This is a genomic window from Ochrobactrum sp. PL_is501 (assembly GCF_055816895.1).
Map to the genome: position 1 here is coordinate 152,513 of NZ_JBVPGR010000029.1, position 22,167 is coordinate 174,679.

At 60.1% G+C, this 22,167-nt stretch carries 18 protein-coding genes; 8 read left to right on the forward strand and 10 right to left on the reverse strand.

What is annotated here, in order from left to right; all coding sequences use genetic code 11:
* Positions 1–108 precede the first annotated feature (108 nt).
* The 5 genes from AC0TOF_RS04680 to AC0TOF_RS04700 all read right to left on the reverse strand — a co-directional run bounded on the left by AC0TOF_RS04680 (position 109) and on the right by AC0TOF_RS04700 (position 6,226).
* The gene (locus tag AC0TOF_RS04680) at positions 109–987 is read right to left on the reverse strand and encodes a F0F1 ATP synthase subunit gamma (RefSeq protein WP_122000275.1); all 879 of its coding nucleotides are present in this window, start codon (positions 985–987) and stop codon (positions 109–111) included.
* Positions 988–1,008: 21 nt separating this feature from the next.
* Positions 1,009–2,538, reverse strand: coding sequence for a F0F1 ATP synthase subunit alpha (gene atpA, locus AC0TOF_RS04685; protein ID WP_122000274.1), 1,530 nt, complete (start codon positions 2,536–2,538; stop codon positions 1,009–1,011).
* On the reverse strand, positions 2,538–3,098 hold the full coding sequence (locus AC0TOF_RS04690; RefSeq protein WP_122000392.1) for a F0F1 ATP synthase subunit delta: 561 nt from the start codon (positions 3,096–3,098) through the stop codon (positions 2,538–2,540). Before AC0TOF_RS04690 ends, atpA begins: the two co-directional genes overlap by 1 nt.
* Before the next feature lie 291 nt (positions 3,099–3,389).
* On the reverse strand, positions 3,390–3,803 hold the full coding sequence (locus AC0TOF_RS04695; RefSeq protein ID WP_122000273.1) for an AGROH133_08824 family phage infection protein: 414 nt from the start codon (positions 3,801–3,803) through the stop codon (positions 3,390–3,392).
* Positions 3,804–4,003: 200 nt separating this feature from the next.
* Positions 4,004–6,226, reverse strand: a complete 2,223-nt coding sequence (locus AC0TOF_RS04700; protein ID WP_473767370.1) for a primosomal protein N' — start codon at positions 6,224–6,226, stop codon at positions 4,004–4,006.
* Between the two features lie 109 nt (positions 6,227–6,335).
* On the opposite strand from AC0TOF_RS04700, the gene fsa reads away from it, so the two are divergent.
* Positions 6,336–6,989 carry a fructose-6-phosphate aldolase gene (gene fsa / locus AC0TOF_RS04705; protein ID WP_121983394.1) on the forward strand — a complete coding sequence of 218 codons (654 nt, stop codon included), beginning with the start codon at positions 6,336–6,338 and terminating at the stop codon, positions 6,987–6,989.
* 151 nt (positions 6,990–7,140) lie between these two features.
* Here the strand turns inward: fsa and AC0TOF_RS04710 are convergent, their stop codons facing one another.
* From AC0TOF_RS04710 to leuS, 3 genes are all read right to left on the reverse strand, one after another.
* Complete coding sequence (locus AC0TOF_RS04710) at positions 7,141–8,235, reverse strand: AAA family ATPase (RefSeq protein ID WP_473767411.1); 1,095 nt, start codon at positions 8,233–8,235, stop codon at positions 7,141–7,143.
* A 164-nt stretch (positions 8,236–8,399) separates the two neighbouring features.
* Entirely contained in the window at positions 8,400–8,984 is a 585-nt protein-coding gene (lptE, locus tag AC0TOF_RS04715; protein WP_122000270.1) for an LPS assembly lipoprotein LptE, read from the reverse strand.
* On the reverse strand, positions 8,971–11,604 hold the full coding sequence (gene leuS, locus AC0TOF_RS04720; RefSeq protein ID WP_473767371.1) for a leucine--tRNA ligase: 2,634 nt from the start codon (positions 11,602–11,604) through the stop codon (positions 8,971–8,973). The genes lptE and leuS overlap by 14 nt, the downstream gene beginning before the upstream one ends.
* 122 nt (positions 11,605–11,726) lie before the next feature.
* Between leuS and AC0TOF_RS04725 the strand changes: the two genes are divergently transcribed.
* Entirely contained in the window at positions 11,727–12,407 is a 681-nt protein-coding gene (locus AC0TOF_RS04725; RefSeq protein ID WP_473767372.1) for a YggS family pyridoxal phosphate-dependent enzyme, read from the forward strand.
* A 75-nt stretch (positions 12,408–12,482) separates the two neighbouring features.
* Here the strand turns inward: AC0TOF_RS04725 and AC0TOF_RS04730 are convergent, their stop codons facing one another.
* Positions 12,483–12,770: an usg protein gene (locus tag AC0TOF_RS04730; protein WP_006471250.1), complete on the reverse strand. Its 288-nt coding sequence runs from the start codon at positions 12,768–12,770 to the stop codon at positions 12,483–12,485.
* Between the two features lie 331 nt (positions 12,771–13,101).
* Between AC0TOF_RS04730 and acs the strand changes: the two genes are divergently transcribed.
* Together acs and AC0TOF_RS04740 are read left to right on the forward strand one after the other, a co-directional pair.
* A complete protein-coding gene (acs, locus tag AC0TOF_RS04735; protein WP_473767373.1) occupies positions 13,102–15,057 on the forward strand; it encodes an acetate--CoA ligase in 1,956 nt (651 codons plus the stop codon).
* 112 nt (positions 15,058–15,169) lie between these two features.
* Positions 15,170–15,847 carry a DUF2268 domain-containing putative Zn-dependent protease gene (locus AC0TOF_RS04740; RefSeq protein WP_473767374.1) on the forward strand — a complete coding sequence of 226 codons (678 nt, stop codon included), beginning with the start codon at positions 15,170–15,172 and terminating at the stop codon, positions 15,845–15,847.
* On the opposite strand, the gene AC0TOF_RS04745 is transcribed toward AC0TOF_RS04740, so the two are convergent.
* Positions 15,844–16,062, reverse strand: a complete 219-nt coding sequence (locus tag AC0TOF_RS04745) for a DUF1674 domain-containing protein (protein WP_121986175.1) — start codon at positions 16,060–16,062, stop codon at positions 15,844–15,846. The two genes, AC0TOF_RS04740 and AC0TOF_RS04745, sit on opposite strands and share 4 nt — an antisense overlap.
* A gap of 135 nt (positions 16,063–16,197) precedes the next feature.
* Here AC0TOF_RS04745 and htpX point away from each other — a divergent pair, with 135 nt between their 5' ends.
* From htpX to purH, 4 genes are all read left to right on the forward strand, one after another.
* Entirely contained in the window at positions 16,198–17,163 is a 966-nt protein-coding gene (htpX, locus tag AC0TOF_RS04750; protein ID WP_122000265.1) for a zinc metalloprotease HtpX, read from the forward strand.
* A 15-nt stretch (positions 17,164–17,178) separates the two neighbouring features.
* Entirely contained in the window at positions 17,179–18,570 is a 1,392-nt protein-coding gene (locus tag AC0TOF_RS04755) for an RsmB/NOP family class I SAM-dependent RNA methyltransferase (RefSeq protein WP_473767375.1), read from the forward strand.
* Between the two features lie 122 nt (positions 18,571–18,692).
* Complete coding sequence (locus tag AC0TOF_RS04760; RefSeq protein ID WP_473767376.1) at positions 18,693–20,435, forward strand: heparinase II/III family protein; 1,743 nt, start codon at positions 18,693–18,695, stop codon at positions 20,433–20,435.
* Between the two features lie 106 nt (positions 20,436–20,541).
* On the forward strand, positions 20,542–22,158 hold the full coding sequence (gene purH, locus AC0TOF_RS04765) for a bifunctional phosphoribosylaminoimidazolecarboxamide formyltransferase/IMP cyclohydrolase (protein ID WP_121986177.1): 1,617 nt from the start codon (positions 20,542–20,544) through the stop codon (positions 22,156–22,158).
* The last annotated feature ends 9 nt before the right edge of the window (positions 22,159–22,167 follow it).

Here is a 22,167-nt window from a genome sequence, read left to right on the forward strand (position 1 = left end):
GCGTGATCCCGAAAAGTTGCAGGCTTTTCGGAAAATCACGCGGTAAACCAAATTCTATTCCGGCGCATCCGTGCGACGCCAGATGTTTCCATCTGGCTGCACAATGCTCTAGAGCGCTTCCGCACCCGAAATAATTTCGATCAGTTCCTTGGTGATCTGCGCCTGACGCTGGCGGTTATACGTGATCGACAGCTTGTTGATCATGTCGCCCGCATTGCGCGTCGCATTGTCCATCGCGCTCATCTTCGCGCCCATCTCGCCCGCGACATTTTCCAGCAGAGCGCGGAAAATCTGGACCGAGATATTGCGCGGGATCAGCGTCGACAGGATCGCCGCAGGATCAGGTTCGTATTCGTAGATCGCGTCGCCCGCAGTTTCCCCGCCCACGCTGTCGCCAGCCGAAGCCGGGATAAGCTGCTGTGCGGTCGGAACCTGGGAGATCACCGACTTGAATTCGGAATAGAACAGCGTGCAGACGTCGAAAGCGCCTTCCTCGAACAGCTTGATGATCTTGTGGCCGATCTGGTCGGCATGCACAAAAGCGAGCTGCTTGACTTCGCGCAGATCGACATGATCGACCAGCAGGCTGGCAAATTCGCGACGCAGGATGTCCGCGCCCTTCTTGCCGACCGTGATGATCTTGACCGTCTTGCCTTCAGCGAGGAGCTTGCGGGCATGATCGCGCGCCAGACGCGCGATCTGGCTGTTGAAACCGCCGCAAAGGCCACGTTCTGCGGTGCAGACGACGAGCAGATGCACGTCGTCCTTGCCCGTACCGGCCATCAGGGCCGGCGCATCTTCGCCGGTGACGTTCTGCGCGATATTTGCGAGAACGGCGCCCATGCGCTGCGAATAAGGCCTTGCGGCTTCCGCAGCTTCCTGGGCACGGCGCAGCTTCGCCGCGGCGACCATCTGCATCGCCTTGGTGATTTTCTGCGTCGCCTTGACCGAGGCGATACGGTTTCTCAGATCCTTTAGTGAAGGCATCCGTTCATCCCGTCACAAAATTCAAGCGAAAGACTTGGCGAACGCGTCGATCGCTGCCTTGAGCTTGCCCTTGAGGTCATCGGTAATGGCTTTCTCGTTGCGGATGCCCTCGAGCACGTCCTTGTGCTCGGTGCGCAGCGAAGCGAGAAGACCTTCTTCGAACTTGCCAACCTGGTTGACAGCAAGCTTGTCGAGATAGCCGTTAACACCGGCGAAAATCACGGCAACCTGCTCTTCCGTCTTCAGCGGCGAGAACTGCGGCTGCTTCAGGAGTTCGGTCAGGCGCGCACCGCGGTTCAGAAGGCGCTGCGTTGCAGCGTCAAGGTCGGAACCGAACTGTGCGAAGGCAGCCATTTCACGATACTGGGCAAGCTCGCCCTTGATCGAACCGGCAACCTGCTTCATGGCCTTGATCTGGGCCGAGGAACCAACGCGCGAAACCGACAGACCGACGTTAACAGCCGGACGGATACCCTGGTAGAACAGGTTGGTTTCGAGGAATATCTGGCCGTCGGTGATCGAGATCACGTTGGTCGGAATGAAGGCGGAAACGTCGTTGCCCTGCGTTTCGATGACCGGCAGAGCCGTCAGCGAGCCAGCGCCGTTTTCGTCGTTGAGCTTTGCCGCGCGTTCGAGAAGACGGGAGTGCAGGTAGAAAACGTCGCCCGGATAAGCTTCGCGGCCCGGAGGACGACGCAGCAGAAGCGACATCTGGCGGTAGGCAACAGCCTGCTTGGACAGATCGTCATAGCCGATGAGGGCGTGCTGGCCGTTGTCACGGAAGTATTCGCCCATCGCGCAGCCCGCAAACGGTGCGAGATACTGCATCGGAGCCGGATCGGAAGCGGTAGCCGCGATAACGATCGAATATTCCAGGGCGCCGCGTTCTTCGAGAACCTTGACGAACTGGGCAACAGTCGAACGCTTCTGGCCGACGGCGACGTAGACGCAGTACAGCTTGTCCTTGTCCGGGCCGTTGTCGTGGATCGGCTTCTGGTTCAGGAAGGTGTCGAGGATGATGGCGGTCTTGCCGGTCTGACGGTCGCCGATGACCAGCTCGCGCTGGCCGCGGCCAACCGGGATCAGGGCGTCGATGGCCTTGAGGCCCGTCGACATCGGCTCATGGACCGACTTGCGCGGGATGATGCCAGGCGCCTTGACGTCGACGCGGCGGCGTTCCTTGGCCTTGATCGGGCCCTTGCCGTCGATCGGGTTGCCGAGAGCGTCGACAACGCGGCCGAGCAGTTCCGGACCGACCGGAACGTCAACGATTGCGCCGGTGCGCTTGACGATGTCGCCTTCCTTGATGTCGCGGTCGGCACCGAAGATAACGACGCCGACATTGTCGCTTTCAAGGTTCAGCGCCATGCCGCGAATGCCGCCAGGGAATTCGACCATTTCACCGGCCTGAACATTGTCCAGACCATAGACGCGGGCGATACCGTCGCCAACGGACAGAACCTGACCGACCTCGGAGACCTCAGCCTCCTTGCCGAAGTTCTTGATTTGCTCTTTCAGGATAGCGGAAATTTCCGCGGCGCGGATGTCCATCAGCCGACCTCTTTCAGTGCAAGCTTGAGAGAAGAAAGTTTAGTGCGAAGGGACGTGTCGATCTGACGCGAACCCATCTTGACGATAAGACCGCCGAGGATCGACGGATCGACGGTGACATTGATCGTCACGTCCTTGCCGGCCACGCCCTTCAGCGTTGCCTTCAATTCGTTCTGCTGCGCAGCGCTCAGCTCGTGCGCGGAAACCACATCGGCGGAGACTTCGCCGCGATGTTCAGCAGCAATCTTGCGGAAAGCGGCAACGATGCCGGGCAATGCAAAGAGACGGCGGTTCCGCGCAACGACGCGCAGGAAATTTCCAACCAGACCCTTGATGCCTGCCTTGTCGGCAATGGCGCCGATGGCGTGAAGCTGGTCTTCCGAGGAAAACACCGGACTGGAGATCAGTCGCTTGAGGTCTTCGCTTCCGCTCAGAAGCGCCTCGAAACGGTCAAGATCTTTTTCCACAGCTGCAACGGATTTCGCGTCGAGCGCGAGCTCGAAAAGCGATCCGGCGTAACGCTGTGCGACACCTGAAATGAGCGAAGACGTTTCAGCCACGAACAACCTGCTCTCTACGTTGAAACCATCCTTTTGGGGCCCAATCTTGCTCAGGACGCCAAGCCGATGATTTTATTGAATGTTTCCGGAAAACCACTGACGCGCGAGCACGTCAACACCGAAATGTGATTGCCGTCTAGCATAGACGAACAGGACTCGCAACACGCGAATCCGGCACTTTTGTGTAAGATTTGCCGCCTTTCGCGGTCAAAAAAGTCGCATCTGCCGCGCCAGTGCTACCTTCCGTGACAAAGCCTGCACGCCTGACGTGCAAAACCCGGCCCTTTCCGGTCAGGAAATGAAGCCGAATGCGTAGAGCAGCGGACCGGCTGCGAGCACGAATTCCACCAATGCCGCGAGGCTGCCGTAGAAGCGTCCGCCGGTCGGTCCGCCCCTGCGCCCGCCCGCATCCGACATCATCGAAATGAAGCGCCCGAACAGCGCAAACGCCCATACGGTACCCAGCACCACCCAAAGAAAAGGCTGGGCAAAGATGAGGCATCCAAGCCCCACGCCGAGATAGGGTCCTGCAAGCGTCGCGCGGATGGAACCGTAACCTTCGGGCCGGCCGTTGATCGGCTGGAGGCGCAAGAGCTTCATCGTTATGCCGGGTGCGAAAAGCATGACAAGACCGGCCAGTGCCGTTATGGCCGCAGAGCCCCATGCAAGCCATTCTCCGGTCGTGGCAGGAAGATAGAATTCCATCGCAATTACCCTCGTCGTTTCTTGCCCTATAGCGGAATTTGGCACCACGTTCCATCCTGCGTAGGCTGTTCAGATTCTGGTTATGCCGCGCCGAAAATAGTGGCTTTGAAGAACCGGAGCGGAGCGTACTTGAAGTACGTGAGCACCGGAAGCGCACAAAGACGCTATTTGCAGGCCGGCAGAGCCTGAATATCAACAGCCTACAGGAAGCTTTGCGGATCTATATCCACCTGCACCCTGATCGAGCCTTTTTCCCTTGGCGCAGCCGCCAGCAGCGCACGGATAAATCCTTGAATATCTGCGCGTTTTGTCCCGTGCACCAGAATTCGGAAGCGGTGACGTCCGCGCACCAGCGCAAGCGGCGCTTCGGCAGGGCCGAGCACGGATATCTCCCGTGACGAAGGGGCAGCACGGCGAAGCGCACGCGCATGATTTTCGGCGTCGGGCCGGTTGTCGGCGGAGATAATCAGCGCTGCAAGCCGTCCGTAAGGCGGCAGGTTGCTGCGCTCGCGCTCCTCGATCTCACGGGCATAGAACGCGTCCGCATCGCCGCTGACGATGGCCCGCATCACCGGATGATCGGGCTGGTAGGTCTGGAGAAGCCCGAGGCTCTTGCGCCCGGTTCGTCCGGCGCGCCCCGTCACCTGATTGAGCAGCTGGAAGGTGCGCTCGGCCGCGCGCGGATCGCCATTGGCAAGCCCCAGATCGGCATCCACGACGCCCACCAGCGTCATATTGGGAAAATTGTGCCCCTTGGCGACCAACTGCGTGCCGATGACAATATCCGCCTCGCCTTTCGCGATAGCGTCGAGTTCCAGCCGCAGCCGCTTCACTCCACCCGCCATATCAGACGAAAGAACGATGATTCGCGCCTTGTCGAAGGTCGCCGCCACTTCCTCGGCAATGCGTTCCACCCCGGGACCGCAGGCGACCAGATGATCGAGCGTGCCGCATTCGGGACAGGCCTGCGGAACCGGCTCGTGATAGCCGCACTGATGGCACATGAGCTGCCCGCGAAAGCGGTGTTCCACCAGCCAGCTTGAACATTGCGGACACTGGAAGCGATGGCCGCAGACCCGGCACAGTGTCAGGGGCGCATAACCGCGTCGGTTGAGGAACAAAAGCGCCTGTTCGCCGCGTTCCACCGTCTTGCCGACCGCTTCCGTCAGGGCAGGAGACAGAAACCGGCCCGGCGGCGGCGGCGAACGTCGCATGTCGATGGTCTTCAGGTCGGGCAGTGCAGCTTCCGCATAGCGTCCGTAGAGCTTGATTCGCTTGTAGCGCCCCTGCTCCGCATTGACCTGACTTTCGATGGAGGGCGTGGCCGATGCCAGCACCACCGGAAAACCGCTGATATGGCCGCGCACCACCGCCATGTCGCGTGCATTGTAGAAGACCCGGTCTTCCTGCTTGTAGGCCGGGTCATGTTCTTCGTCGACGACGATCAGCCCCAGTTCCTTGAAGGGCAAAAACAGAGCCGACCGCGCGCCCGCCACAACCCGCACCGTGCCTTCCGCTATCTGCCGCCAGACGCGTTCGCGGGTACGCGGCGCAAGATCGGAATGCCATTCGGCAGGTTTTGCCCCGAACCGGTCATGGAACCGGTCGAGAAACTGCTGCGTCAGCGCGATTTCCGGTAGGAGAATCAGCACCTGCCTGCCCTGCTCGATCGCCTTGGCGACCGCTTCGAAATAAACCTCGGTCTTGCCCGAACCGGTCACGCCGTCGAGAAGCGAAACCGAAAAACCGCCAGCTTCCACCGCTTCCGACAGCATTTCCGCCGCCGCCTGCTGGTCTTCCGAAAGCGTGGCCCGGGCATAATCGATATCGGGCTTTGCCACCACGGCTGGCGGCGGCAGCATCACTTCCTCGAAAACGCCTTGCGCCTTCAGCCCGTCCACGACCGTCATCGAAACCCCCGCCGCATGGGCGAGGCCCGATCTGGTCCAGGCAAGCCCGTCGCGGGCAAGCTCCATCACCCGCGCCCGGGCGTCGGTCATGCGCTCCGGCTCGCCGCCGCAATAGCGAAGCCCCGGCACCGACGGTTCGGGGTCGAATGCGGCAGGCACGCGCAGGACCATGCGCGCCACCATGCCGGGCGGCGACAGCGTGTAGTCGGCTGCCCAGCGCATGAAGCGCAGCATGTCGCCGCCAACCGGCGGACAATCGAAAACTTCCGAAATTTCCCGCAATTTTCTGGCATCGACGGCATCGGTTTCGCCCTCGCAGACGATCCCCGCAACTTCCCTTGGTCCCAGCGGTACGCGCACAATCGATCCGGGCTGGACGTTCATGCCCGCCGGAACCATATAAGAATAAGGCCGCTCCGCGGGCATGGGCACGAGCACGGGAACCACCCGGGGGGCAAGCTCCGGAAACAGGCCAGAAATGGGGTTTGCAATATCGTGCGAATCTTTCGACATGATCGCGTGACCTTGGCGCGGCTTTGCGCTAAAGAAAAGCCACCTTCCGGGAATTAAATGGTTTTAAATTCCTCAAATCCACCCGCGCTCATTATGGAGGAACGCTGTTATGAAGTTTTTCGTGGACACTGCGGACGTCAAGGAAATCCGCGAGCTCAATGACCTTGGGCTGGTCGATGGCGTGACCACCAACCCGTCGCTGATTGCAAAGTCGGGCCGCGACATTCTTGAAGTCACCAAGGAAATCTGCAGCATCGTCAAGGGTCCGGTCTCGGCCGAAGTCACCGCGACGGATTTCGACGGCATGATGAAGGAAGCCGCCGTTCTTTCCAAGCTCGCCGACAATATCTGCATCAAGGTTCCGTTGACGCTGGACGGTCTGCGCGCCTGCAAGAAGCTGTCGTCGGAAGGCCACAAGACCAATGTGACGCTGTGCTTCTCCGCCAATCAGGCCCTGCTCGCCGCCAAGGCTGGCGCGACCTATATCTCGCCGTTCATCGGCCGCCTGGACGATACGGGCATCAACGGCATGGAACTGATCGCCGAAATCCGCACGATTTATGACAATTACGATTTCCGCACCGAGATTCTTGCTGCTTCGGTTCGCACCGTCAATCACGTCAAGGAAGCCGCTCTCATCGGTGCCGATGTCGTGACCGCGCCGCCTGCCACGCTGAAGGCGCTCGTCAAGCATCCGCTGACCGACAAGGGTCTCGAAGCTTTCCTCGCCGATTGGGCGAAAACCGGCCAGAAGATCGCCTGATCTGCGACCTGGAGCATGTCCAGCAAAAGCGCGAAGCGGTTTTGTGTAGGATAATGCTTAAAAACAAAAACTTGGAGCAGTTCCATCGATTCATCATTGAATGGGCTGCTCTTGTCAGACGACTGAAAGGCGGGCCATCGGCTCGCCTTTTTTATTCCAGCTCCGTTTCCCCATCCTGCTTGCTCACCCGGATCGGTCGCGCGCCGCATTGCTCGGCGATAGCTCTTGCAAGGGTGGCGGAATGCGTCACCACCCATATCTGGCTGCGCTCGGATGCCTGGGCGATCATGCGGGCGAGCGAGGGAAGCATATCGGGATGCAGGCTCGCCTCCGGCTCATTGAGGGCGATTAGCGGCGGCAGGCGATAGGAAAGCAGAGCACCGGCAAGCGCCAGCATGCGGATTTGCCCATCGGACAATTCTCCGGCCCGGAATATGCGATGCGGAAAAGCCGGAAAATTCAGGCCGAATGTCGCCGTCTCGCCCGGAAAGGGAATATCGAGCCTCGCGCCATCCAGCGCATCGGCCACCAGACGGTCCAGATCGACCGTATCCTGCCGGATATGGGCAAGCGTCGCGAAGACCGAGGCAAGATTGCCGCCGTCCTCGTCCAGCATGGCGGCGGTCGCAGCGATGGAGGGCTGACGCGCCGGTGCGTCGCGGTCGCTTCGAAAGCCATGATAAAAGCGCCAGCTTCGCATCTGCGCGGCCAAATCGCCGATCTCGGGGTAATGGCCGGATTGTCCCAGCACCGCCAGCCCGCTTTCGGATGTCAGCAGGCGTGACGGATGCTCCATGCGCCGCCCTTCCCCATCCCGCGCAAAGACAACCGGCCCGCGCCGGTCCATCAGATCGACAGGACGGCGCCCCGTATCGAGGCTGAGCTTCTCTTCCTTGATCTGCGGCTCGAAGGGAAAGGCACCCGAAACAGGCGGCGGCAATCCCGCCTCGACACTATAGGCAAACCGCGATGCCAGCCTTTCATCCTCAAAATGCGCTTCGAGAATGATTCGCGCCGGTTCGTGCTTGCGGCGGCTTCCGCCCCACATCGCCGATTGCATTCCGCCTTCACGCACGATTTCGGTTGAGAAATTGCCCTCGGCAGCGGCCTTCACCAATTGCAGGGCGCGATAGAGATTGGATTTTCCGGCCCCGTTCTCGCCGACAAAAACCGCCACCTGCCCGAGATCGACACGAACGGAACGCAACGAACGATAGCCCTTCGCGGAAAACGAAACGAGACGCATCATTGCTCCCTGAAACACAAAAGGCGGCACCGAGAGTACCGCCTTCCGCCAGTTCGGACCAGCCCAACCAGAGCATTTCCAGCAAAATGCGAAACGGTTTTGCGTTCGCAAATGCGGAAAAAACGAATGGATAGAGCGGTTCCAACGATACCGTTAAAGCCGCTCTATTGGAGCTTCGACATCTTTTGCGCCAGACCGAGGAAGATCTGTTCGGCCAGTTCTTCCGCGGCGCGCTTGCGCGCATCGCGCTCGGCACGCAGGTTCGCAAATTCCTGACGCGGACGGTCAAAGGAAGCGCCGACCGTGCGAGTGCCAGCGGCAAGCGGCTTGCCGTCCTTGTCACGCAGCACGAAATTCGACGTCGCCTTGACGATACCGGACGATGGACGGCCGGTACGGTCGGTCGTATCGCCGACATCGACGCTGACCGCCGCAAGCGTGTAGCTGCTCAGGCCAAGGCCAAGCCGATAGGTCGGGTTGGCCGGCTCACCAGCACCGCCGCCGAGCAGGAAGATGAGGCGATTGCGGACCTGCTGGCCGAAGACGTCGCCAGCCGGATCGATCGCGACCGAAGCAAGCTTCGTGCGCATGTCCGGCGTCACGCTGCCGCCAATGGTGCCACCGACGCCAGCGCCGGAGGAGTAAAGCGGCTGCACGGTGCATCCAGCCATCAGAACCGCGGCTCCCACTGCGAAAAACGCAATGCGGAAAGCTTTGATTGCGGAGAAAAAGCGGTCAGGCAACGACATTGACGATCCTTTGCGGCACCACGATAACCTTCTTCGGCGAGCCTCCATTGAGCGCAGCCTTGACGAAGTCAAGTTCGAGCACCGCCTGCTGGATGCTAGATTGATCAGCGTCGCGGGCGATTGTCAAATCCCCACGCTTCTTGCCGTTGATCTGAACCGGCAGAACGATCTCGTTTTCCACTACCAAGGCCGGATCGAAGACCGGCCATGGCGCGCGGGCAACCAGCGTTTCGCGACCAGCCACCTTGCCGCCGAGCGCTGCCAGGCACTGTTCGGCCAGATGCGGCATCATCGGCGCCAGCATCGCGATAAGCTTTTCGGTAGCGTCGCGGACAGCGCCCTTCAATTCGTCATCCGCGCTGCCGGAGGCAACCTGCTGCAACGGACCGGCGACCGTATTGACCAGCTCGTAAAGACGGGCCACGCCACGGTTGAAGGCGAGCTTTTCGATATCGTCACCGACAGCCTTGACCGCCTTGTGCGCGGCCTTGGAAACGACAAGCGCCTCGCCCTGCGTTCCCGCCTTCGGCGCAACGTCCTTCAACTGTTCGGCAGCTTCGGCCACCAGACGCCAGACGCGCTGCACAAAACGATGCGCGCCTTCGGCACCGGCCTCCGTCCAGATCACGTCACGCTCGGGCGGCGAATCAGACAGCATGAACCAGCGCGCCGTGTCGGCACCGTAGGAAGCGATGATGTCATCCGGGTCGACAACGTTCTTCTTCGACTTCGACATCTTCTCGATGGAACCGATTTCCACCGGCTCGCCTGTCGAAAGCAAAGTCGCGCTGCGCTTGCCGTCGCTTTCCTCGATGCGGATATCGGCAGGCGCCACCCACTGGCCATTGGCCTTGTAGGTTTCGTGCACGACCATGCCCTGCGTAAACAGACCCTTGAACGGCTCGTCGATGCCGACATGACCGGCAACCTTCATCGCGCGGGTGAAGAAGCGCGAATAGAGCAGATGCAGGATCGCGTGTTCGATGCCGCCGATATACTGGTCGACCGGCAACCAGCGGTCGGCAACCGCGCGATCCGTCGGCTCGTTTTCCCAAGGTGCCGTGAAGCGGGCGTAATACCAGGACGAATCGACGAACGTGTCCATCGTGTCCGTCTCGCGCCGCGCATCGCCGCCGCATTTCGGGCATTTCACATGACGCCATGTGGCATGACGGTCGAGCGGATTGCCCGGGCGGTCGAACTCGACATCGTCCGGCAGCTTGACCGGCAGATCGGCGCGCGGCACCGGATTGACGCCGCAAGCCTCGCAATGGATCATCGGGATCGGGCAACCCCAGTAACGCTGGCGCGAAATGCCCCAGTCGCGCAGGCGGAACTGCACCTTGCGAACCGCTTGCGGCTTGCCATCGAGATCGGTCTTCTCCAGACGGTTCGCCACTTCATTGAAGGCGGCTTCCGGTGTCATGCCGTCGAGGAAGCGCGAATTGATCATCACGCCATCGTCGGTATAGGCCGTGTCGCCGATGCTGAAATTTGCCGCGTCTTCGCCCTTCGGCAGAACGACAGGCGTAACCTTCAGCTTGTATTTGTTGGCGAAATCCAGGTCGCGCTGATCGTGCGCCGGGCAGCCGAAAACCGCGCCCGTGCCATATTCCATCAGAACGAAATTGGCGACATAGACCGGCAGCTCCCAGTTCTCGTCGAACGGGTGCTCGACCTTTACGCCAGTGTCGAAACCTTTCTTTTCAGCGGTTTCAAGCGCCGCCAGCGATGTGCCATGGTGATGGCATTCATCGATGAAGCCGGTGAGCGAGGCATTGTTTTCAGCCAGCTTCTTCGCCAGAGGATGATCGGCGGAAATCGCCACGAAAGCCGCACCGAACAGCGTGTCGGGGCGGGTCGTATAGACTTCGATTTCCGAGAAACCTTCCGGCGCGGTCTTGCCATCCAGCGCGAAGCGGACCTGCAAGCCTTCCGACTTGCCGATCCAGTTGCGCTGCATCAGGCGCACTTTTTCCGGCCACTGGTCGAGCGTGTCGAGACCGGCCAGCAATTCGTCGCTGAAATCGGTGATCTTGAAGAACCACTGCGTCAGTTCGCGCTGTTCCACCAGTGCGCCCGAACGCCAGCCGCGACCGTCCACCACCTGCTCATTGGCAAGCACGGTGTTGTCGACCGGGTCCCAGTTGACCTTGGAAGTCTTGCGCGTCACCAGGCCTTTTTCGAAAAGGTCGATGAACAGCATCTGCTGGCGATGATAATATTCCACGTCGCAGGTCGCGAATTCGCGCGCCCAGTCGAGCGAAAGCCCCATCGATTTCAGCTGGCTGCGCATCGTGGCGATGTTCTGGTAGGTCCATTCCTTGGGATGAACCTTGTTCTGCATTGCAGCGTTTTCCGCAGGCATGCCGAACGCATCCCATCCCATCGGATGAAGCACGTTGAAACCCTTGGCGCGCTTGTAACGGGCGACGACATCACCCATCGCATAGTTGCGCACATGGCCCATATGGATGCGCCCCGACGGATAGGGGAACATCTCGAGCACATAATATTTCTCGCGGCTGTCGCCATTGTCGGTTTCGAAAGTCCGGTCTTCTTCCCAGACTTTCTGCCAATGAGCTTCCGCCACGCGCGGATTATAACGTTCGGCTGCCATGACCGTATTTACTCGCACGAAGGTGATGCAATAAGGAGAGTCGATATTTAATGGCGACCTTCACCACGTATTGGCGAAAGCGTCAACCTTTTGCGGACGAAAAGCCTGAAAGCGAGAGTTTCATGTCAGATATCGTAGCGAACCTGAACACGGTCAAGGCCGCAATCGCCCAAGCTGAAAAGGAAGCACAACGCGATAAAGGCTCCGTTACCCTTGTCGCGGTGTCAAAAACCTTCGACGCGGATGCCATCCGCCCCACGCTCGATGCAGGCCAGCGCGTCTTCGGCGAAAACCGCGTGCAGGAAGCGCAAGGCAAGTGGCCGCAGTTGCGGGAGGATTATTCCGGCATCGAACTCCATCTCATCGGCCCGCTGCAATCCAACAAGGCCGCCGATGCCGTCGCGCTCTTCGATGTCATCGAAACCGTCGACCGCGAAAAGATCGCCGCTGCCCTTGCCGATGAAATCAAGAAGCAGGGCAAAAGCCCCAAACTCTATGTGCAGGTGAACACCGGCCTTGAAGAACAAAAGGCTGGTATTGCGCCGAAAGAGGCCGTGGCTTTTGTCGAGCGCTGCCGCAAGGAACATGGCCTCGCCATCGAGGGGCTGATGTGCATCCCGCCTGCGGACGAAAATCCGGGGCCGCATTTCGCGCTTCTGGAAAAACTGGCGCGGGAAGCAGGCGTCGAAAAGCTCTCCATGGGCATGTCGGGCGATTATGAAACCGCCATCGGCTTCGGCGCGACATCGGTGCGTGTCGGCTCGGCCATCTTCGGCGGGCGGAGCTATGCCAACCCCGCCTGAGTCCCTTGTCCCCTACTATTTGTTTTGTCGCATTATCCTGCGCAAAACCGCTTCACACTTTTGCTGGAAATGCTCCTAATGCAGGACGATCTCGCCCTGCACATTCCTCCAGTCCGAGGGGCCGAGCAGCCGGAAATGCGTGTAGCTGACCGAATGCAACGGCCCGTCGATTTCCCTGTTCCAGAACTCGATGAAATGATTGAGCACCGGAAAATCCGGCGCGAGGTCATAATCCTGCCAGACGAAAAGTTGCAGCAGATGCGGATGATCGGGCAGGTGGTAAAAGACTTTCGCCGTCGTCAGGCCGTAGCCGGCAAGTTGGAGTTCGAAGGCTGATTTCGCATTCAAAGCGGACGTCGTCATGGCGATTTCCCCTTTTTGTGAAGAGCCATATTGCAAGGCTCCTGATTAGAAGATAATCACTCCAAAAGGTTTTTAAACTGTAAAAACAATATATTAGCAACAATCGTCAGCGAGTGCTGCCAGCCGCCCTTCCCAACGATGCGTCATTGTGGATCATGGACGCGCCGATTGTCTAATTTACCTTGCCCGCGATGGAAGGTAGACAGGGCACCCGATGGTCTTGCCATTCTCGGCAAGCCGTCTCATCCGGCGGGAGGTGCCGGGCAGTTTTGGGTGCATTATGCGAGCGGGACATGGCTGTCCGGTTCGCGGAATGCTGAAGGAGGACATCATGTCGGAAAAGCTTTACCCGGTTCTTGCCGAGGCAAAGAGAAACACGCTCATCGACAACGCAACCTATCTCGACTGGTATCAGGAAAGCGTGAGCGACCCGGACGGCTTCTGGGCAAAGCACGGACGGCGCATCGACTGGTTCAAGCCCTTCACCAAGGTCAAGAACACCGATTTCAACGGCGACGTGTCCATCAAATGGTATGAGGACGGCGTCACCAATGTTTCCTACAACTGCATCGACCGCCACCTGAAGAGCCGTGGCGACGAGGTCGCCATCATCTGGGAAGGCGACAATCCCTATATCGACAAGAAGATCACCTATCGCGAACTTTATGAAAACGTCTGCCGTCTGGCGAATGTGCTGAAGAAGCACGGCGTGAAGAAGGGCGACCGCGTCACGATCTATCTGCCGATGATCCCGGAAGCCGCCTATGCGATGCTGGCCTGCGCGCGCATCGGCGCGGTGCATTCGGTCGTCTTCGCCGGTTTCTCGCCGGAGGCGCTGGCCGGCCGTATCGTCGACTGCGAATCCACCTTCGTCATCACCGCCGATGAAGGCGTGCGCGGCGGCAAGCCGGTTCCGCTGAAGGAAAACACCGATACCGCCATCGACATTGCGGCCAAGCAATATGTGATGGTCAACAAGGTTCTCACCGTGCGCCGCACCGGCGGCAAGGTGAGCTGGGGTCCGGGCCGCGATCTCTGGTACCACCAGGAAGTGGCAAGCGTGGAGCCGACCTGCGAACCGGAACCGATGAACGCGGAAGACCCGCTCTTCATCCTCTACACCTCCGGTTCCACCGGCAAGCCGAAGGGCGTGCTGCACACCACCGGCGGTTATCTCGTCTATGCATCGATGACGCATCAATATGTCTTCGACTATCACGATGGCGACATCTACTGGTGCACAGCGGACGTGGGCTGGGTGACGGGCCATTCCTATATCGTCTATGGGCCGCTCGCCAACGGCGCGACGACGCTCATGTTCGAAGGCGTGCCCAACTTCCCCGACCAGGGGCGTTTCTGGGAAGTCGTCGACAAGCATCACGTCAACATTTTCTATACCGCGCCGACGGCCATCCGCGCGCTGATGGGTGCGGGCGATGAATTCGTCACCCGGTCGTCGCGCTCGACCTTGCGCCTGCTCGGCTCGGTCGGCGAGCCGATCAATCCGGAAGCCTGGGAATGGTATTACAACGTGGTTGGCGACCAGCGTTCCCCGATTGTCGATACATGGTGGCAGACGGAAACCGGCGGCATTCTCATCACGCCGCTGCCGGGCGCAACGGACCTGAAGCCCGGTTCGGCAACACGCCCGTTCTTCGGCATCAAGCCGGAACTCGTGGACAATGAAGGCGCGGTCGTCGAGGGCGCCACAGACGGCAATCTGTGCATCATCGATTCGTGGCCGGGCCAGATGCGCACGCTTTACGGCGACCACAAGCGCTTCGTCGAAGCCTACTTCTCGACCTATAAGGGCAAGTACTTCACCGGCGACGGCTGCCGCCGCGACGAGGACGGCTATTACTGGATCACGGGCCGTGTCGACGACGTGCTCAACATTTCCGGCCATCGCCTCGGCACCGCGGAAATCGAATCGGCGCTCGTCTCGCATCACTCGGTTTCGGAAGCCGCCGTCGTGGGCTATCCGCATCCGATCAAGGGACAGGGCATCTATTGCTATGTCACGCTGATGACTGGCGAGACCGTCCATGACGAAGAGGCATTGCGCAAGGAACTGACCCAGCACGTGCGCAAGGAAATCGGCCCAATCGCGACGCCGGACAAGATCCAGTTCGCGCCGGGCCTGCCGAAGACCCGCTCGGGCAAGATCATGCGCCGCATCCTGCGCAAGATCGCCGAAGACGAGTTCAGCGCACTGGGCGATACCTCGACGCTGGCCGATCCGGGCGTCGTGGACGACCTGATCGAAAATCGCCAGAACAAGAAATGACAAACGAAAGGCCGGGAATTTCCCGGCCTTTTCACATCCCCAATTCTTTGACTTGTGTGAGAATTGAAGTGTCCTACACTCGATTTCAGTCACTCATTTCCTGAGAACTGGTATGGAATCTGCCTTCAAGGATATCTGGCTTTTACATTGGTTGACTGCATCAGGCGGCCTCAAAGAATTTCAGCAACGTATCGACGTTGAGATTGCCGAAGCCTTCAGAACTCTGGAACGCTTCGTTTCGCCTCCTAAGCTCGATATTCTTCTCGATCGTTCGAAACATATAATTCCAGAGATCGGAATTCTGGGACGAGCCCACAACAGCACGTTGTTTTCATTAAACTTCGACCCAGAAAATCCCAATCTTAAACCCAGCCTTACAAACGGAACGCTCCAGCGCCAGGCGCTGCATGAAATCCATCACTGCATGCGCATGGCTGGACCGGGCTATGGATGGACACTTGGTGAAGCGTTGGTAAGCGAAGGCTTGGCAGGAAATTTCGTCCAACATCTGATGAACTCACCACCAGAGCCGTGGGAACGTGCAGTCGACATCGACCGGTTGAGCGTGCACCGCCCAACAGTCGCAGATTTGCAATCTCCCGATTACAATCACGCCGAATGGTTTTTTGGCAGAGGAAAATTTCCCCGTTGGCTTGGTTATTCAATGGGGTTCGAACTCGTGCGGCTCTGGCGTGAAACCGTTCGACCGGAAACTCAAGCCCAATGGATCGACACGCCTTCACATGAAATTCTTGCCATTGGCAAAGAAGCCGGACTGATCAGAGACTAAAAATCTATCGACCGCCCCTTGATCTCCCAGTCACCATAACGGGCGGGATCTTTTCCGCCGCGCCCGCCAATTTCGCGCGGTGCTTGCGCTTCCTTTTCGGCGGCGCGGCGCGCTTCGGCTTCCTTCAAGGCGCGCTGGGCCGCAGGCGGCAGGTCTTCAAACGTGCGCTTGTCCACATTTTCCGGGGCTTCGGTTGCGTCGGTTTTCTCGCTCATCGGTCACATTCCTGTTGGCTGCATCTGCTCCCATTATTGAAGCGAAGCCTTTTCATACCCATCATATAGGCAGAAAGGCTTGCCGTGCAAAACCCTTGCGAGGGCGCGCGGCTCAAGATTTGGAGACCGCCACGGATGAATATGACGAAAACTGCCATGCTGATCGCGCTCATGACGGTCATGTTCATGAGCATCGGCTATTTGCTGGGCGGCGGAGGCGGCATGATGATCGCGCTAGTGATCGCCGTCGCCATGAACCTGTTCGGCTACTGGAACTCCGACAAGATGGTGCTGCGCATGTATAATGCGCAGGAAGTGGATGAGCGCAGCGCGCCCGACTATTACCGCATGGTGAGCGGCCTTGCCGCCAATGCGGGCCTGCCGATGCCGAAGGTCTATATCATCCATGAAGACCAGCCGAACGCCTTCGCCACGGGCCGCAACCCGGAAAACGCCGCCGTTGCCGCGACGACCGGCCTGCTCAACCGGCTTTCGCCAGAAGAAGTGGCGGGCGTAATGGCGCATGAGCTGGCACACGTCCAGAACCGCGACACGCTGACCATGACCATCGTGGCGACGCTTGCCGGTGCCATATCCATGCTCGGCAATTTTGCCTTCTTTCTTGGCGGCAACCGCGAGAACGGCAATGGCATCATGGGCGTGGTCGGCACGCTTCTCGCCATGATTGTCGCGCCCTTTGCCGCGATGATCGTGCAGATGGCGGTGAGCCGCACCCGCGAATACGCCGCCGACAGGCGCGGCGCGGAAATCTGCGGCAATCCGTTGTGGCTGTCCTCCGCGCTGGGCAAGATCGCGCGTGGCGCCAAGGCTATCCCGAACGAGGAGGCCGAACACAACCCGGCGACCGCGCATATGTTCATCATCAATCCGTTGAGCGGGCGCGGTGCCGACAATCTTTTCTCGACCCACCCGGATACTGATAACCGCATTGCCGCACTTGAACAGATGGCTGCCGAAATGGGCATCCGCTCTGGCGGAATGGCACCACGCGCCGCTGCCCCTTCCCAAAGCACCGGTCCATGGGGTAATGCAGGCGGCAGCAGCAATGGCGGTTCCGGTTTTCGAGGGCCGTGGTCGTAAATAAAGAAGAATAGTGTGAACGATAAAAAAGCCGCGCCGAAGCGTGGAAACAAAAAGCCGCAGAACAACTACGCCGCAGACCTGCGCCCAGGTCTGGCGGCGCGTTTGTGTGCGGCCCGCCTTCTCGGCGCGGTGATCGAAAAGAACACCTCGCTCGACGGCCTGACCGACAATACCCACGGCCATCCGCAATATCTGGCGCTTGAGCCGCGCGACCGCGCTCTGGTTCGCGCCATTCTGGGTTCTGCGCTGCGCAATCGCGGCAGCATCGAACGCGCCATCAACAAGCGGCTCGACCGGCCATTGCCGGAAAATGCCGTGGCGCTGAAACATCTTTTGCATGTCGCCATCGCCCAGATTTTCTATCTCGACCTGCCTGATCATTCGGCGGTCGATCTGGCGGTGGAAGCGGCTAACAACGATCCGCGCAACCGCAAATATGCCGGTCTGGTCAATGCGCTGCTGCGGCGTCTCGCGCGCAACAAGGAACGCGCTCTCGCCCACACGCTGGAGCCCGAAACCAATGTGCCGGAATGGTTCGCCAAGAGCATAACGGATGCCTATGGCGCGGAAAAAGCCGCAACCATTCTCGCCATGCACGCCTATGAGCCGCCGATCGATTTCACGGTCAAGGGCGATGCGAAGGCATGGGCCGAAAAGCTCGGCGGCATGGCGCTTCCCAACGGTTCGGTGCGCCTGCAAACGGTCGAAGGCAATCTCACCGACCTGCCGGGCTTTGCCGAAGGCGACTGGTGGGTGCAGGATGTGGCGGCAAGCCTGCCTGCCCGCCTGATGGGCGACATCAAAGGCAAACGGGTGGCTGACCTCTGTGCCGCCCCCGGCGGCAAGACGGCGCAGCTTGTGCTTCAGGGCGCGGATGTGACCGCGCTCGACCTTTCCGAAAACCGCCTGAAGCGGCTCAACGGCAATCTGGAACGGCTTGGTTTCGAGGCGAAGACCGTCGCCACCAATCTGATGGATTTCCAGCCGGACGAACTGTTTGACGCCGTGCTTCTGGATGCGCCCTGCTCGTCCACCGGCACGGTGCGCCGTCACCCGGATGTGCCATGGACCAAGACCCCGCAGGACATTGCAAAACTTGCGGAACTTCAGGGCAAGCTTCTTGCGCACGCGGCCATTCTGGTCAAACCCGGCGGCGTGATCGTCTTTTCCAACTGTTCGCTGCATCCGCTCGAAGGCGAGGAAATGGCGCGCAAGGCAGCGGAAAACCCGCTGCTGGAGCCGTTCCCGATCACGGAGCAGGATTGTCCCGGTCTTGAAGGGCTGGTGACGGCGGAAGGCTTTTTGCGGTCCACCCCGGCAGACCTGCCGCCCGATCGTTTTGACGGCAATCCGCAAATGGCTGGCATGGACGGCTTCTTCGCCGCCCGCTTCAAGCGCGTATAAAACCGCTAAACAAGTGTTTTCGCATACCGGGCGCATTTCCGTCCGGTATGGTTAACGCTCGATTCACCATTTCAGTACAATTGTATCAAAGGACATCGGCTGTTCGATTTGGCCGCAGCATAATGACAAACGATACGGAGAAAAACCGGGTGGCAGTCGCCCTCAGCGAAACCCCTCACCTCTGGGGACTGGCCGTTGCACAGGCGTGGCGCAAGTTCAGCCGCCGTCTGCGCATGGGACCGCTTTATCGCTGGCGCTTCACCGGCTTTACCCCGGACCGCATTCTGATCGCCCCGCCCGACCTGCGCGTCGCCGACCCGCAACTGGCGCAGGAATTCTATCATGGCCGCTTCGCGCTGGCCGGTCGTCTTGTCGAAACCGGCGGATTGTCGCCCTTCGCCGTCGAGCCGCCGACTCCGGAATGGGAGGCAGCCCTCCAGAGTTTCGGCTGGCTGCGTCATCTGAAAAGCGCCAACAGCGAACTGGCAACCGCCAATGCGCGCGCGCTCGTCGATGACTGGATGCGCATGTTCGGCAAGCGCATCGGCGGTCTTGCCTGGTCGCCGGAAGTCACCGCCCAGCGCATCATCGCCTGGCTGCAGCATTCCAATCTCATTTTGTCGGGCGCCGAACTTCCCGCCTATCGCAAGTTCATGCGCTCGCTCGCCATGCAGGTGCGTTACCTGCGCACCGTCGCCGCCGCCATGGATGACGGCGAGGAACGCTTGCGCGCCCGCATCGCTCTTGCCTTCGCAGCGCTTGCCTTGCCAGTTTCGCCGCCGACGGCACGCGCCGCGCGCCGCAATCTGGAATATGAGCTGAAGCGCCAGATCCTGCCCGATGGCGGGCACATCTCGCGCAATCCCGTTACGGTGCTGGAACTTCTGGCCGATCTTCTGCCGCTCCGCCAGACCTATGCCAACGGCACCGAATCGCCGCCCAAGGCGCTGATCGAAGCCGTTGAGCGCATGTTGCCTGCGCTGCGTTTCTTCCGTCATCAGGATGGCAGCCTTGCGCTTTTCAATGGCGTCGGCCCCACCATGCCGGAACGCATCATCTCGGTTCTGCGGCACGACGAGACCGCCGGATCGCCGCTGACCCATGCGCCCTATTCCGGCTATGAACGGCTTTCGATGGGGTCCACCACCATCATCGCCGATACCGGACTGCCGCCGCCGGTGACCGCATCGCGGGATGCCCATGCGGGTTGCCTCGCCTTTGAAATGTCCTCCGGGCGCCAGCGCTATATCGTCAATTCCGGCATCGACCGTTTCGGCCCGCCGGAATTTCGTCCCTTGGGCCGTTCGACGGCTGCGCACTCCACCGTCACCATCAACGACACGTCCTCGTGCCGTTTCAGCCTCAATGCGGGCCTTTCCAATATGATCGGCACGCCGATCATTGCAGGCCCGACTCGCGTGCAGCGCGACCGGATCGAGGAAATGGGGCGGCAGGGATTTGTTGCCAGCCATGACGGCTATGCGCGCCTGTTCGGCATCTATCACGAACGTCGCCTCGTGCTGTCGCATAATGGCAGCGTCATCCAGGGCGCCGACCGCTTCTATCGCGGCGATGGCCGTCCATTGAAGGCCAACGGGCGCGACAATATTGCCGTGCGCTTCCACCTGCATCCCTCGGTCGATATTTCCTTCGATGAGAACGGATTGATCGTCCTGTCAGCGGATCGCGACGACACCTGGGTCTTTTCCTGCTTTGAAGTTGCGCCGCAACTGGAAGATTCGATCTTCTTTGCAGGCTTCCGCGGTCCCGTGACATCGAAACAGATCGTGCTCTCCTTTCCGGCGTCCGACCTGCCGGAAGTGAACTGGCAGTTCAGCCGCGTCGCGCTTGGCAGTTACGTATAAAGTTCAAATTGGTCTTTTGCGGTAGGATTCTCGGCGCGGCTGTGTTAGGGCGAGCCGTCCACTTTCCTGAACGCATCCGTTTCAGCAACGAAGAGACCAACTCCCTATGGCTGTCAGCTCCAAGCATATTCCCGCTCCCGATCTTCATCGGGTGCGCCGCGCCCTCCTTTCCGTTTCCGACAAGACCGGCCTGATCGATTTCGCCAAGGCGCTTCATGCGCAAGGCGTCGAAATCCTCTCGACCGGCGGCACCGCCAAGTCGATTGCCGCAGAAGGCATTCCGGTGAAGGACGTGTCCGAAGTCACCGGCTTCCCGGAAATCATGGACGGGCGCGTCAAGACGCTGCATCCGGCAGTCCACGGCGGCCTGCTCGCCGTGCGCAATGACCCGGAACACGTTGCGGCCATGGAAGCACACGGCATTGGCGGCATCGATCTGGCCGTCATCAATCTCTATCCGTTCGAGGAAGTCCGCTTCCAGGGCGGCGACTACGACACCACCGTCGAGAACATCGACATTGGCGGCCCGGCGATGATCCGCGCTTCCGCCAAGAACCACGCCTATGTCGCAACGGTCGTTGACCCTGCCGACTATGCCGACGTGGTGGCCGAACTGGAAAAGCACTCCGGTTCCCTGCCGCTCGCCTTCCGTAAAAAGCTTGCCGCCAAGGCCTTTTCGCGCACGGCAGCTTATGATGCGGCCATTTCCAACTGGTTTGCCGAGGCAATCAACGAAGAAACGCCGGTATATCGCTCGGTCGCAGGCAAGCTGCACTCCGTCATGCGCTACGGTGAAAATCCGCACCAGACGGCTGGCTTTTATCTCACCGGCGAAAAGCGCCCCGGCGTCGCCACCGCGACCCAGCTTCAGGGCAAGCAGCTTTCCTACAACAACATCAACGACACCGATGCGGCTTTCGAGCTGGTGGCCGAGTTTGATCCCGCCCGCACCGCAGCCGTCGCCATCATCAAGCACGCCAATCCGTGCGGTGTCGCGGAAGCTTCCACGATCAAGGAAGCCTATCTCAAGGCGCTCGCCTGCGATCCAGTTTCAGCCTTTGGCGGCATCGTTGCGCTCAACAAGACGCTCGATGAGGAAGCAGCCGAAGAGATCGTGAAGATCTTCACCGAAGTCATCATCGCGCCGGATGCCACCGAAGGTGCACAGGCCATCGTCGCAGCCAAGAAGAACCTGCGCCTGCTGGTGACCGGCGGTCTGCCGGACCCGCGCGCCAAGGGCATTGCCGCCAAGACGGTTGCCGGTGGCCTGCTGGTCCAGTCGCGCGACAATGGCGTGGTCGATGACCTTGATCTGAAAGTCGTCACCAAGCGCGCCCCGACCGAAGCCGAACTCAACGACCTGAAATTCGCCTTCCGCGTTGGCAAGCATGTGAAATCGAACGCCATCGTCTATGTGAAGGATGGCGCAACGGTTGGCATTGGCGCAGGCCAGATGAGCCGGGTCGATTCCGCCCGCATCGCAGCCCGCAAGGCCGAAGATGCAGCCGAAGCAGCCGGTCTTGCAGAGCCGCTCACCAAGGGCTGCGTGGTCGCTTCCGATGCGTTCTTCCCGTTCGCAGACGGTCTGCTGTCCGCAGTTCAGGCTGGCGCAACCGCCGTCATCCAGCCGGGCGGCTCCATGCGGGACGACGAAGTGATCGCCGCCGCCGACGAACATGGCATTGCCATGGTGATGACCGGCATGCGTCACTTCCGCCACTAAATCCTTGTA